The 13,491-nt window shown below is 38.9% G+C and carries 13 protein-coding genes; 7 read left to right on the top strand and 6 right to left on the bottom strand.

Going from position 1 to position 13,491, the window contains the following annotated elements; translation table 11 throughout:
* Positions 1 to 40: 40 nt before the first annotated feature.
* The 3 genes from QHG54_RS03820 to QHG54_RS03810 all read left to right on the top strand — a co-directional run bounded on the left by QHG54_RS03820 (position 41) and on the right by QHG54_RS03810 (position 1,500).
* Positions 41 to 271, top strand: coding sequence for a F0F1 ATP synthase subunit C (locus tag QHG54_RS03820; protein WP_004855165.1), 231 nt, complete (start codon positions 41 to 43; stop codon positions 269 to 271).
* Between the two features lie 156 nt (positions 272 to 427).
* Complete coding sequence (locus tag QHG54_RS03815) at positions 428 to 994, top strand: F0F1 ATP synthase subunit B (RefSeq protein ID WP_317992888.1); 567 nt, start codon at positions 428 to 430, stop codon at positions 992 to 994.
* 11 nt (positions 995 to 1,005) lie between these two features.
* On the top strand, positions 1,006 to 1,500 hold the full coding sequence (locus QHG54_RS03810) for a F0F1 ATP synthase subunit B (protein WP_317992889.1): 495 nt from the start codon (positions 1,006 to 1,008) through the stop codon (positions 1,498 to 1,500).
* A gap of 280 nt (positions 1,501 to 1,780) precedes the next feature.
* Here the strand turns inward: QHG54_RS03810 and glyS are convergent, their stop codons facing one another.
* The 4 genes from glyS to QHG54_RS03790 all read right to left on the bottom strand — a co-directional run bounded on the left by glyS (position 1,781) and on the right by QHG54_RS03790 (position 7,914).
* Positions 1,781 to 4,003 carry a glycine--tRNA ligase subunit beta gene (glyS, locus tag QHG54_RS03805; RefSeq protein ID WP_406604478.1) on the bottom strand — a complete coding sequence of 741 codons (2,223 nt, stop codon included), beginning with the start codon at positions 4,001 to 4,003 and terminating at the stop codon, positions 1,781 to 1,783.
* On the bottom strand, positions 4,003 to 4,947 hold the full coding sequence (locus tag QHG54_RS03800; protein WP_317992891.1) for a glycine--tRNA ligase subunit alpha: 945 nt from the start codon (positions 4,945 to 4,947) through the stop codon (positions 4,003 to 4,005). Before QHG54_RS03800 ends, glyS begins: the two co-directional genes overlap by 1 nt.
* 101 nt (positions 4,948 to 5,048) lie before the next feature.
* Positions 5,049 to 6,743 carry a tetratricopeptide repeat protein gene (locus QHG54_RS03795; protein WP_317992892.1) on the bottom strand — a complete coding sequence of 565 codons (1,695 nt, stop codon included), beginning with the start codon at positions 6,741 to 6,743 and terminating at the stop codon, positions 5,049 to 5,051.
* Between the two features lie 94 nt (positions 6,744 to 6,837).
* Positions 6,838 to 7,914 carry a polyprenyl synthetase family protein gene (locus tag QHG54_RS03790; protein ID WP_317994020.1) on the bottom strand — a complete coding sequence of 359 codons (1,077 nt, stop codon included), beginning with the start codon at positions 7,912 to 7,914 and terminating at the stop codon, positions 6,838 to 6,840.
* A gap of 197 nt (positions 7,915 to 8,111) precedes the next feature.
* Between QHG54_RS03790 and QHG54_RS03785 the strand changes: the two genes are divergently transcribed.
* The 4 genes from QHG54_RS03785 (at position 8,112) to QHG54_RS03770 (ending at position 12,043) form a co-directional block, all read left to right on the top strand.
* The gene (locus QHG54_RS03785) at positions 8,112 to 8,900 is read left to right on the top strand and encodes a methyltransferase (RefSeq protein WP_317992893.1); all 789 of its coding nucleotides are present in this window, start codon (positions 8,112 to 8,114) and stop codon (positions 8,898 to 8,900) included.
* A 198-nt stretch (positions 8,901 to 9,098) separates the two neighbouring features.
* Complete coding sequence (locus tag QHG54_RS03780; protein WP_406604477.1) at positions 9,099 to 9,950, top strand: S49 family peptidase; 852 nt, start codon at positions 9,099 to 9,101, stop codon at positions 9,948 to 9,950.
* 256 nt (positions 9,951 to 10,206) lie between these two features.
* A complete protein-coding gene (locus QHG54_RS03775) occupies positions 10,207 to 11,115 on the top strand; it encodes a 4-(cytidine 5'-diphospho)-2-C-methyl-D-erythritol kinase (protein ID WP_317992895.1) in 909 nt (302 codons plus the stop codon).
* A gap of 262 nt (positions 11,116 to 11,377) precedes the next feature.
* Positions 11,378 to 12,043 (top strand): ribonuclease HII, encoded by a 666-nt coding sequence (locus tag QHG54_RS03770; RefSeq protein WP_317992896.1) that lies wholly within the window; start codon positions 11,378 to 11,380, stop codon positions 12,041 to 12,043.
* A 72-nt stretch (positions 12,044 to 12,115) separates the two neighbouring features.
* Here QHG54_RS03770 and QHG54_RS03765 read toward each other — a convergent pair whose 3' ends face one another.
* Together QHG54_RS03765 and QHG54_RS03760 are read right to left on the bottom strand one after the other, a co-directional pair.
* Positions 12,116 to 13,153: a tyrosine-type recombinase/integrase gene (locus QHG54_RS03765; protein ID WP_317992897.1), complete on the bottom strand. Its 1,038-nt coding sequence runs from the start codon at positions 13,151 to 13,153 to the stop codon at positions 12,116 to 12,118.
* Between the two features lie 8 nt (positions 13,154 to 13,161).
* The gene (locus tag QHG54_RS03760) at positions 13,162 to 13,380 is read right to left on the bottom strand and encodes a hypothetical protein (protein ID WP_317992898.1); all 219 of its coding nucleotides are present in this window, start codon (positions 13,378 to 13,380) and stop codon (positions 13,162 to 13,164) included.
* Between the last annotated feature and the right edge of the window lie 111 nt (positions 13,381 to 13,491).

Here is a 13,491-nt window from a genome sequence, read left to right as displayed (position 1 = left end):
TTCCGTCGAATGGTACAATTTCGCTTTAAAGGAGAATAATATGGAATTAGTGCTTGCAGCAAAATATATTGGTGCTGGTCTTGCTTGCTTTGGTATGGCGGGGACAGCTTTGGGCCTTGGAAACATTTTTGGGAGCTATCTTTCTGGTGCATTACGCAATCCATCAGCGGCAGATAGTCAGTTTGGTCGTCTCGTTTTTGGTTTTGCTGTGACGGAAGCTTTGGGCATTTTTTCATTGCTCGTTGCTTTGTTACTTCTTTTTGCGGTTTAATCATTTTAAAAAGGGGTATACCTGCTTTCTTTATGAAAGGCGGGCATGCTCTTTTGACTTTGCATTAGAAAAAACCGTTATTGGAAGAAACCGTTAATGAGCTATCATTTGTTTTCAATAAAGAGTTTTAGTAAGCTGTTTGAAGGATGAGATAGAATGTTTATTTCTAGCGCTTATGCACAGAACGCTGAAACACCGGTGAGGCATATTAAAAATGCAGCAGAGCATGCAGATCGTGTGTTTCCACCCTTTGATTTTGTGCATTTTGGTTCACATCTTTTTTGGTTAGCGATTTCTTTTGGGCTTTTTTATCTTTTTATTTCTCGTGTGATTGTGCCACGTATCGGTGGTGTTATTGAAACACGTCGGGATCGAATTGCGTCTGATTTGGATCAAGCAATGCGCATGAAACAAGAAGCAGATAGCGTAGTTGAAACTTATGAACGGAAATTAGCGGAAGCGCGTTCACAAGCCTATGTTATAGCGCAGGCAGCTGGTGAGGAGATAAAAGCAAAGGCTGAGCTTGAACGAAAAGAAATTGAAGCAAGTTTAGAGAAAAAGCTAACAGATGCTGAAAAACAGATAGCAAAAATTCGGGATAAAGCTATGCAAAATGTTGGCTCAATTGCTGAAGAAGTAGCTCTTGAAATTGTAAAAAAATTAATTGATGTTGATGTTAGCAAAGAATCTGTTCGTTCAGCTGTTAAAACAGCAGGTTACTGAGGATTGCAAAGATGACAGATACTTTTTGGGCTTTTGTTGGATTAGTTCTTTTTCTGGTTCTTTTGGTTTATTTCAAAGTTCCAGAAATGGCTGTGCGCCACCTTGATGCACGAGCAAAACGTATCAAGGATGAACTTGATGAGGCTCTTCGTCTTCGTGAAGAAGCTCAGGAAATTCTAGCCGAATATCAGCGCAAACATGCGGAAGCAGAAAAGGATGCGCAAGAGATTATTGCTGCTGCTAAGCGTGAAGTTGAGGCTATTGTTTCTGAAGCGCGTACAAAAGCAGAAGAGTATGTTAAGAATCGCAATAAATTGGCAGAGCAAAAAATTGCCCAAGCAGAAGCTGATGCGGTACGCATGGTTTCTTCATCCGCTATCGATTTAGCATTTTCTGCAGCACGCATGCTTATCGCGAAGGAATTAGATTCTAACAAAGCGAATGAACTTATTAAGGAGTCTCTTGTTGAAGAATCTCTTACAAAGATGAAAACATATCTTAATTAGAGATATTGGATGAGTTCAAAGAGCCAATATTGGGGAAAAGAGTTTTTTTTCGAAATGAGCAAGGATCTTTTTGTTTTCATCTCTCTCAATTTTTGTATTTGATAATTTACTCAGCTTGCTTCTCAATAAATAAAATATTATTTACGCTACAAATTCTGCTATTTTTGAACTTATCTCAAACTTCACGGTGAAGTGATTTCATAATGCTTTGATAAAAGTGCTAAGAAAGAGAAGAATTCTATCTTCATTATTTTTTTCAGTTCAACAGAGTATTTAAGTTTTAAACGGCAAGTTTTGAAAAGTCTGCAACTGCTTGTGTAATGGTGTGGGTACGTTTAAGAAGAGCGAGACGGTTAGTGCGCACATGAGAATTTTTATCGTTCACCAATACTTTTTCAAAAAATGTATCGATAAATTTGCCTAGTTGCGCTAGCGTGTTGAGTGCGCGTGATAAATTCTCGGCATTAATGTGCTCATGAACCTTTTCTTCTATTTCAATGGTTGCTTGATAGAGCTGCTTTTCTTCTGCTTCAATAAAGAATTCAGGGTTAATTTCATTTGCTATTATCGAACCCTTTTGGCATTCATTCTCAAGAATGTTTACAGTACGTTTTACAGCAGCTAAAAAGCTGCCTCCATCATTTGTATTGATAAACGCGATAAGTGCTTCGACACGCCGCGCAACCAATAAAAAATCATCAGCATCTTTGTTTAAGATTGCTTCAATAGCATCATAACGAGCACCTTCCTCTTTTAGATAGATTTTCAAACGTTCATGAAAAAAGAATAACAGGTCTGATAAAATACGTTCTTTTTTTTCCAGAAGTTGATTCTGTGATTGTACAGATTCTATTCGAGATGTTTCATATTTTGTTTTCTGTTGTAAGAAAAGATCCATTGCCAGATTAAACAGTGGCATAAGATTAATTTTCCAATCACGCAAAAGCACAAGCCTAATAATTCCTAATGCTGCTCGTCTTAACGCATAGGGATCTTTTGAACCTGTTGGTTTCTCATTAATGAGCCAAAAACCGACGAGTATGTCAATTTTATCAGCCAATGCAACTGCTATAGAAAGAGGTTCTTGTGGAATACGATCTTTGGGACCTTGAGGCTTATAATGGTCTTCGATTGCTTCAGCGACGCGAGGATCTTCTCCTTGAAGGAGGGCATATTTTCGTCCCATAAGTCCTTGCAGTTCAGGAAATTCTCCAACAACCTCTGTTTGCAAATCAGCTTTTGCGAGTATTGCTGCACGCTTAGCTAAGAGAGGATCTGCTTGCACCAAAGGTGCAATTTTTTGTGCTAAGGCAGCGATACGTTTTACTCTTGCACCTTGCGTACCTAATTTTGCATGAAAAATCACCTTCAAATGATCAAGCCGTGCCATTCTTTGATCAAGAGGTTTCTTTAAATCAAGATCAAATTTTTGAACAGAGGGTTTCAAATTTTCGATATCAGGCAAATCATGTTGGTCTGTTTGCCAAAAATAGAGTGCATCGGAAAGACGAGCACAGACAACTTTGCTATTTCCTTTAGAAATTTCTTTGCCTTCATCGCTTGCAAGGATATTAGAAACAAGAATAAAATGATGAGAAAGCTTGATCTTTTCACCTTGTTTTCGGGTTACAAAACATTTTTGATTGGCTCGAATGGTCAAGCGAATAATTTCTGGAGGAATATCAAGGAAAGATCTATCAAAATCGCCAATAAGAACAACAGGCCACTCAACGAGTCCTGCAACTTCTTCTAAGAGAGCACTATCTTGCACGAGTTCTAAGCCGTTTGCAAAGCAAAGATTTTGAGCATCTGCCAAAATAATATTCTTTCGCCTTTCCGCATCCAGAATAACTTTATGGACTTCAAGTTGAGTAATATAGTCGTCAAAGCGGCGAACTTGAAGTGGTTTTCCATCACTTAAGAAACGATGACCATAGGTTAGATTATTGCTTTTGAGAGAACCAATTGTAAACGGAATAACCTGCGTTTCACCAATTTCCGGTCCAAAAACGCAAAGAATGTTTTGTAAAGATCGAATCCACTTCAGCGCTCCACTTTTTTCTGAATCCTTTCCCCAACGCATAGATTTCGGCCATGGAAAGTTGCGAATAATGTCTGGTAAAATATTGGCAATAATTTCTTCTGCATTTTGCCCTTTTTTGATGGTTTTAGCGATATAAAAATCACCCTTTTTACGATCATGCACAATGTGTGCTTCAGAAATATCTCTCAGTCCTGTTGCACGTAGGAAGCCATCAATAACATGCTGTGGTGAGTTTGTACTAGGTCCTTTGCGTTCTTCATGAATATCTTTTGAGCGCATAGAAAGACCGCGTATGTCTAATGTTAGCCGACGGGGTGTCCAATATTCACGAGCGGCTTTATAGGTCAAGCCTGCATTCGTAAGTTTATCCGTAACACATTTCTTGAGGTCGACAGCAGCTTTTCGTTGCATGCGAGCAGGGATTTCTTCACTGAAGAGTTCAAGAAGAAGATCAGACATTATGCTTCTCCGTTAGTGTGTATTTGGCCAGCTTCAGTGAGTAAAAAGGCTTCTCCACAGCGGCGTGCAAGATCGCGAACGCGAAGAATGTAACTTTGTCGTTCAGTCACAGAAATAACACCACGTGCTTGCAAAAGATTAAAGATATGGCTAGCTTTAATACATTGATCATAGGCTGGAAAAACACACAGATGTGAACCATTTTCTTTATTTGGTTTTCCAGCTTCAAGGAGTGCGATGCATTCACGTTCTGCATCAATAAAATGCTGGTGCAGCATTTTTGTATCAGCAAATTCGAAATTATAATATGAATATTCCTGTTCTGCTTGTAAAAAAATATCTCTATAACTTATTTGGTTTTCTCCATCCAAACCATTAAAGTTAAGATCATAAACGTTATCAACACCTTGGATATACATTGCGAGACGTTCAAGTCCGTAAGTGAGTTCTCCTGAAACTGGAGCGCATTCAATGCCACAAACCTGTTGAAAATAAGTGAATTGAGAGATTTCCATTCCATCGCACCAGCATTCCCATCCAAGACCCCAAGCACCAAGCGTTGGGCTTTCCCAATCATCTTCAACAAAGCGAATATCGTGAAGTTTTGTATCAAGCCCGATAGCTTGTAGAGACTTTATATAAAGCTCTTGTAAATTAGGAGGAGAAGGCTTGAGAAGTACTTGGAATTGATAATAGTGCTGTAAACGATTTGGATTTTTACCATATCGGCCATCCGTTGGGCGTCGAGAGGGTTGAACATAAGCCACTTTCCAAGGGCGCGGTCCTAATGAGCGTAGTGTTGTTGCTGGATGAAAAGTTCCCGCTCCGACTTCCATATCGTAAGGTTGTAAAATCGCACATCCATAGTGAGCCCAATAATTTTGCAAAGTTAAGATAAGTCCCTGAAAGGAACGTGTAGGATTTAGATATTCAGGCAGTTTCACGCTTTACACTCTTTAATGTTCGATCTACAGATAGCGACCAAAGAAATTTCAACCTTTATACTTGTCTATTGTTTCATATGTTTATGGTCAAGCATCATTGTTTATTGCAAGCCAAATTTCAGTTTTTCTTGGATTTTCTTAGAATTTTTTGCTTCTCCATCAATTGCATGGTTCCACTGAAATATTGCTTCACGTTTACGTCCAACTTGCCAATAGGCATCACCTAAGTGATCATTCAATGTTGGATCTTCAGGCTGTAACTTGACAGCAGTCTCCAATATTTGAACAGCTTTGTTGTATTGTTTAAGCTTGTAATAAGCCCACCCTAGAGAATCCAAGATATAACTATTTTGCGATTGTAACGCAGAAGCTTTTTGCAGCATATGGAGCGATTCTTCAAGTTTTTGATTACGCTCAACAAGTGAATAGCCTAGATAGTTAAGGATCTGCGGCTGATCAGGAAAAAATTCAAGCGCTTTTCGTAAATCAAGTTCAGCTTGTGGCCATTTTTGTAAACGCTCGAAAGCGATACCGCGCTGATAAAAGAGTTTCCAATCATCGCGTTGAAAATTTTTTATCTTTGCAATAGCATGATCCAGAATTTTGGTAGCTTCGTTAAATTTATTGTCTTGCATGTAAAAAGCAGCGAGCGTTATCAAAATATGGCGATCATTGGGGAATTTTTTCTTTAATGACGTAAGTAATTTGATAGATTCATTGTAATTATTGTTATTTGCAAGAATGAAAGTAAGCTGTAATTGTCCGATTCTATAATAAGGAGAGCTTGATGGTAAAGCGCGGTAAAGTTTAATTGCTTGATTGCGATCATTCAGTTTGGCAGAAATATTTGCCAATTGAAACAGTGTTGCATCATTTTGAGGGTATAAGGCTAAAGATAATTGTTTGAAAATACGTGCAATTCGCCCTGAGTTTTTGTGGTTGAGGGCTGTTCCAAAGTTATACAATACCTCTGCAGCTCCTTGTTGAGGTGTTTTTACAATCCTTTCTAAGGAAGTACCTTTTTCAACTTTTTCTCGAATGTTCTTGAGTATTTCTCGGTTTGATAGCACCTGTTCGCCATGTTTAAGAGTCTCAATAGCTTGATTGCGCATTTTATGACGCAATTGGAATGACGCATAGGCCATAATAATACGTTCATAAGTATTTGGGGCTATAAGAGTCCCCTGTTTGTTATTGAGTGCTTGAGTGAAATATTTTTTTGCATCTTGCTTACGTCCTGCTAAGTCACACATGAGTGCAAGATGATAACGTATAAAAAAATCATACCAAGCAGGTCCTTGGATTTTTTCAAGAACAGCGATTGCTTGAGATTGCTGCCCAGATCCGAATGTGGCCCAAGCATGAATTAATTCAGGTATTGGATTATTGGGTGTAGGAGGTGCTTTTAATTGCAGAAGAAGCTTGGCATTATTGTAGTCTTTTTGGATGAAGTTTTGAATCGATAACGTCAAAGAAACAAAGGGTGTCATAACACCTTGCTCTTTCAATTTTCGGGCCTGTTTAACAGCTTCTTTAAAAGCACCAGAAAAGAGCATCGCTTCGAGTATTTCTATTTGTGTTTCAATGTTATCAGGCTTATGAACGAGAGCTTGTTTAAAATAATTGATTGCAAGATCTGTTTTGTTTTCATGATTTGCAACCCTCCCAGCCAGATAGGCACCTGTAAATGAGCTTGTATTGATTGCGGCATTAATTGTGCTATAGGTGGGTGATAATATTAGCATAATACCCGCGATAAAGAGAGTAAAAAAACGGGATACTATCGCATTGCGCATAGAGCTAATCCTTTTTAAGATAATCAATCGACTGTACAGTTTATAAATCATATCTGGTTACTTTGTTGAAAAATATTTTGATTCTTGCAAATAATCAGTTTACGCGTGCAATACAAAAGTCGACAGTTTCAACTAAAGCATTGTGAGCGGGGCTTTCGTTCATTGAAGCAAGAGCATCAATTGCACGTTTTCCATAGGTGCGCGCTTGCTCTATTGTATCTGTGAGACCATCATATTTTTCTATTAAATGTTGCGCGTATGCGAAGGCCTCATCATTGTTATTGCCGTTTTCAAAAACTTGTTTCCAGAATGTTTTTTCTATCGTATTGCCCCGAGCATGTGCAAGGATAACAGGCATCGTAATCTTACCTTCTCGGAAATCATCACCTGTATTTTTCCCCATATGTTTAGCAGCTCCACCATAGTCAAGTGCATCGTCAATTAATTGGAAAGCTAACCCTAGCAATGTTCCATATTCGCGCAATGCAAAACGCTCTTCATGTTCACATTCGGCAATAATTGGTCCAACTTCAGCGGCTGCTGAAAAAAGTGCAGCTGTTTTTGCGTTAATGATTTTGAGATAATCTGAAAGACTGGTTTCTATATTTTTTGCGGCAGAAAGTTGCATAACTTCTCCTTCAGCAATAATTGCTGCAGCGTTTGCTAAAACAGAGAGCGCTTCTATAGAACCAACTTCGACCATCATTTTAAAAGCTTGCCCCAACAGAAAATCACCAACCAGTATGCTTGCTTGATTTCCCCAAACCATTCTTGCAGTAGATTTTCCGCGTCTTAAATTACTTTCATCGATCACGTCATCATGTAGCAAAGTTGCGGTATGCATAAATTCAACTGCTGTTGCGAGTTTTATATGTCCTTCATTTTGATAACCAAACATATGAGCGGAAGCCAACGTGATCATTGGGCGCAATCGTTTTCCACCTGATGAAATAAGATGGTTAGAAATTTCAGGGATCATTTCAACCTCTGATTTTGCCATAGAGAGGATGAAGTGATTTACACGTTCCATATCATCTCTGGTAAGATTAACAAGGGATTGAAGAGAAGTTTGATTATTTTTTATTTGATTTGGTTTTATGGCAGCACTCAATATATTTACTCCTAGAGCAATGCAGTGGACATATATGAATTTTATTTTTGCCCATAGCATAAAGGGGGTTTTACTTTGACTCAAGCTTTGATACCGCTTTGAAGCAGAAGTTTTGAATGATATTTGCAAGGAATATTTTTTTAGGCGTAGGTCAATGTCATTGTTATGAAATTATGGGAGAAATTTGAAACAGCTGTGTTTAGACAACGGTTTACAGGTAAAGGTTTAGGTTATGCGGATGAATATTGAGCTTGCAAATGAATAAAATAACGAATCATAGCGATGAAACAATTGATGCATTTCATCGTGGGAAGTTTTATTTGGTTCAGCCACGTTTACATGGTCACCGTTCTGGTATGGATGCTATGTTGTTAGCTAGTTTAGTCCCTAATGATTTTAAGGGTAAGGTTGTTGACTTAGGTGCTGGTGCAGGTGCTGCAGGATTGGCTGTTGCCTCACGTTGTTTAGAGGTTCATGTTACATTGGTTGAGCGGTCGGCTTTTATGGCATCTTATGCTCAAAAAACACTTCTGCTAAAACAAAATGAGAAACTTGCTGACCGAATTTGCTTGTTAGAAGCAGATATTACCCTTAAAGGTAAAGCACGCTTAAAAGCAGGTCTAGCAGATAATACTTTTGATTTTGCGATTATGAATCCGCCTTTTAATAATCCTGCTGATCGCAAAACACCTGATGAGCAGAAGTCTGAGGCCCATGTTATGCCTGAGGCGATGTTTGAGAGTTGGTTGCGAAGTGCAGCAGCAATTGTTAAGCCAGGTGGATACTTGGGGCTAATTGCGCGTCCGCAATCGTTGAGTGATATATTGTTTGCTTTAGAGGGGCGTTTTGGTAATATTCATATAATTCCTATTCACGCGCGAGCTGCCACAGTTGCAATTCGTGTTTTATTTTATGCAAAACGAGGAAGTCGAGCAGCTTTATCTGTATTACCGCCGTTAGTTGTACATGAGGGTAATGGTCATGCTTTTTCATCGCGGATTGATGCAATTAATAATGGGCGTATAAGCTTGTGGGAACTTTTTTAGTGATATTTTGTATTTTCCAGTATATTATTTAAATTCAGGGTAAACCTTTAGTTTTTTAAAGGAGATTTTAATTTTGGGTGAATTTGGTCTTGGGTATATAATTTGGGCTTTTGTTGGCACTTTTGTGTACAGCTATGCTCTCCCTTTTTTGTGCCCTTGCTTATTTGGCGTCCTCTAACTTACAAAGGAAATTTTATTTTGATTGACTTTATCAAAAATCTTATTCCGCACCGTTTTTGTTCTAATAAACTTGAAATTCCTGTAGTGCGCCTTCAAGGGGCGATTATGGAGTCAGCTTCACCTGTGGCACGTACACTTTCATTAGGGAGGTGTGCGAATCTTTTAGATAAGGCTTTTTCTTATAAAAAAGCGCCGGCTGTCGCTCTGGTTATCAATTCACCAGGTGGATCACCGGTGCAGTCACGCCTTATCTTCAGGCGTATTCGTGATTTGGCAGAGGAAAATAATAAACAGGTTTTTGTATTTGTTGAAGATGTAGCAGCATCGGGTGGCTATATGATTGCTTGTGCTGGGGATGAAATTTTTGCTGATCCTTCCTCGATTGTTGGTTCTATAGGGGTTGTTTCAGCTTCTTTTGGTTTTCCTGAGTTGTTGAAGAAAATTGGCGTGGAGCGTCGTGTTTATACAGCAGGAAAAAACAAGGTTACATTGGATCCATTTCAGCCAGAAAAGAAGGCAGATATTGAACATTTAAAATCTTTGCAACTCGAAGTTCACCAAACTTTTATCGATTTGGTTAAGGAGCGGCGTGCCACAAAGCTATCAGATGATCAAAATATTTTTACAGGAATGTTTTGGAGCGGAAAGAAAGGTGTTGAACTAGGCCTAATTGATGGGTTGAGTGATATACGCTCTGTTGTTAAAGAGCGGTTTGGTAAGGATACTAAGCTTCGATTAATTTCTCCTCCGAAAAGCTTTTTAGGGCCAAAAGTGCCTTCAGGAGTTACTGCTAACGCGGTATATACGGCGGTTGATAGTGCATTGATGGTAGCACAAGAGCGGGCTCTCTGGCAGCGTTATGGTTTGTAACTAGAAGTATGATTTGATAGATATTAGATTCATTTGATAGTTTTGCCTAAAAACAGTTATGAAAGAGAAAAAGACTTGAAATGATACGAATGGTTGTATTGAGTTTGATTTGTATTATAGCTCTTTACATTTTTTGTTTGTTTAGAGAGCGATTACAGAAGATATTACAGCATATTTGTCGTCTAGAAGCTAAACCACATGTGGATACAAGAAGCACATTGGTAAAGGATCCTCGCACTGGTGAATATTACGTCAGATGATATCGGATGTACGAGCTTTGTTCAAAGGGTGTTCTTATGTATTTACACCCATTAAGTTGAACTTAGCTTTACATGTTGTGGGGCAGCGCACTGACGGTTATCATTTAATAGAAAGTTTAGTCTATTTTAGTCTCAGCGGTGATTGTTTGAGCTGTAGGCCCTTTGAGAGTGATCACTTTGTTTTAACAGGTCCTTTTTCTGATGGGCTCGTTTCTGATACAGGCAATTTAGTTGTTCGCGCACATGATTTTATGCGTAAGACATTTCCTGAATATGCTAAACCTACCTTTTTTCGGCTTGTAAAAATGTTGCCGATTGCTTCGGGGATTGGTGGTGGTTCGGGCGATGCTGCTGGTGTTTTGAACCTATTGCGTCAGCAATGGAACCTTGATTGCTCTTGTGACAAATTAGCGGAAATGAGCTTAGTCCTTGGTGCTGATGTGCCCATGTGTTTGTTTGCTTTGGAATATCAGCAACCGCTTTTTGTTAAAGGAATTGGACAAGATATAACACGACTAAAAGAAGCCTGTTCTCTTGCGATAGTATTGGTTAACCATGGACAACAGATTGCAACGAAAGCTGTTTTTAAGGCTTTAGAGAAGTGTGATCATCCTCCCCTGAAAATTGATCGAGCGGCTCTCAAGACGGTTTATTCGTTGGTTGAATTCTTACAAGAAACGCGTAACGATCTTTTTGTGCCTGCATTAAAAATTGCACCTAAACTGTCTGAAGTTTTATATACATTAAATGAGAGCGGAGCTCTTTTTTCTCGTATGTCCGGTACTGGTGCGACTTGTTTTGGTATTTTTAAAGATCAGCAAGCAGCCCAAAAGGCAGCTCTTTTTATTAAATCGATGCATCCAGACTGGTTTGTTAAACCTGTTATAACTTTAGGAACACTCTAGGCTGGATGATATAAAATGAAAATTTGTCTAGTAATGCTGGAGTTTTATGCAAGAGCTGGGAGTTCGTGGAATTTGTGTTTTTCAATTTTACGGATGGGCTACAAGATGTGGTGGATAATATTAAGGGATTGGGTCTCTGTTAGATATTTTATGCATCTCGGTTCTTCTTTTTTGCATTTGCGTGGGGTACATCGGGATGCATTGGTAAGCTATTTTTGCTGTAGGGCTTGCAGAAAACGGGTGGGAGTGCAAAAATAAATGCATGTCTCATCGTATCGATAACTTATCAAATATGTTTCATTTACCGCTTAAACCAAACTTTTCATGCGAATTGGATTTGCAGAAACAGGGGTTTTTTCATATAGCGGGTGTTGATGAAGTTGGGCGTGGTCCTCTTGCTGGACCTGTGGTAACAGCAGCAGTTATTTTAGATAAAGAGCATATTCCAGATGGATTGAATGATTCAAAAAAGCTTTCTGTCCAACGACGCACTGAACTTTATTACGAAATTTTGCAAAGTGCATTAGCAGTCTCGATTGCTAGTCTTTGTGCCTTTACGATTGATCACTCTGATATTAGAAAAGCAACTTTAGAAGCAATGCGCCGCTGTATTACAGGACTAGCAATTCCAGCCCACTATGCACTGATTGATGGACGCGATATTCCTTTCCAGTTGCCATGTCCTGCAACCGCTTTGATTAAAGGCGATCAGCGTTCAGTTTCAATTGCGGCAGCATCTATTATCGCTAAAGTAACCCGTGATCGGATGATGAAATGCGCTGGGCAGGTTTATAAAGGTTATGGTTTAGAGAAGCATGTAGGTTATGCAACGTTAGCGCACCGTGTGGCTCTTGATAAATATGGGCCGATTGTAGGATTGCATCGTTATAGTTTCGCACCACTCAAAGAGGGTAGGAAAGGTGATTAAAATCAATAACTTATTATAAGAGTAAGGGATTTTATAATCATTGATTCTATTACGTTTTTTTGCTGTCTATCCCTAACCTTTTTGAAGCTTTTTGATAGCTTCAAGGGAAAGTTTTTTACGGTCTGCACTCTTTGTGTAGAGAGATGCCATGTTATCATCTGTCCAGCCAAATAGTGCTTTCAATTGTGAGACTGTTGCACCAGAATTTGCGGCGCGTGTAGCTGCTAATTTTCTCAAACCGTGTGCTGATTTTTTGATACCTGCTTGGGTACACGTATGATAAAATATAGTGCCAAAACTTGCTTTGGTGAGTTTTTTGCCTTCTTTACCACAAATGAATGTTTCATCACCAATTGGTCCGATTTTAAGTGTTTCTGCTAATTCCGGTAAAATAGGAAGAAAGACATCTGTTTGGAATTTACTTTTCTCTGTCTTGAGATGAATGATATTATCTTTTACGTCTTTCCAACCGATACGAACGGCGTCACCACGACGCAAGCCCGTGTAAAGAAGAACGTCAATCCAGACGCGTTCATGGGTTCCTAAAGCCCATTTTTGATAATATTTCTCAACATCTTCTTCTGTCCAAACAGGAAAGCCGTCTTTGTTTTTGAGAGGTGGTCTTTTGATGCCTAAAGCTGGATTATTTTCTAAAAGTCCCTGTTCAATTGCCCATTTAAAAAGTCCATTTAAGGATTTCAAAAAGTCTCTAGCCATTCCAGGTTTTTCTTTACGCCGTTCAACACCGGCTAAGATATGTTTTTTTTCGATTGCTTGGTATGGAATGTGACCTATAGAATCACACACCTTCATAAGAATGAGTTCTTTCTGTCTTTTTGTGACTTTAGAGAAGCTATGCCAATTGATGCTATTAAAATATTGTTTAAGAAGCCATGCAAAAGACCCTTCAACAAGTTTACCGGTTTTGGATTTAGGAAGTATAAGCCCTTGTAATTGGGCAAGCGCGCTTTTGTAGTTGTCAACAAACTCTTGTGTTCCATAGATTCCACGTACTCTAACGCGTTGACCACGACCAATACGCACATACCATATAATTTTACCATGGCGTGTGATTTCTTTGACAAGATGAGGGGGGCGTGGTTTTGGCATCGGCAACTTCACATCTTAGACAGCAAAGCTTCGTAATATTCATTTTTTGACAAATCTAATAATTTATCAGGATTTGCGGATGAGTTTGGTATTGGGATGTCTGCTTTAAGATAAATGAGCAGTTCACCCGTAGGCTTTATCTCTATAAGTTCACACCCTTGTTTTTTAGCTTCTCTTAAAGCACGAGCAATAGCTGGTTGCGTGATAGTAGGTGGGCGGTGTGGCATGTTTATTCCCCTTCATTTTAGATGTAATTCACCCGTGGCGTGAATCATGCTTGTGTTTAAAAGTTGGTTTGTGGAGTTAGAAACGGCTTATAGAGACACTATAAGATTAGT

It is taken from the genome of Bartonella gliris, from assembly GCF_045277155.1.
GTDB lineage: Bacteria > Pseudomonadota > Alphaproteobacteria > Rhizobiales > Rhizobiaceae > Bartonella > Bartonella gliris.
The sequence above is the reverse complement of the archived record's forward strand: the minus strand, read 5'-3'. Positions and strand labels throughout refer to the sequence as shown.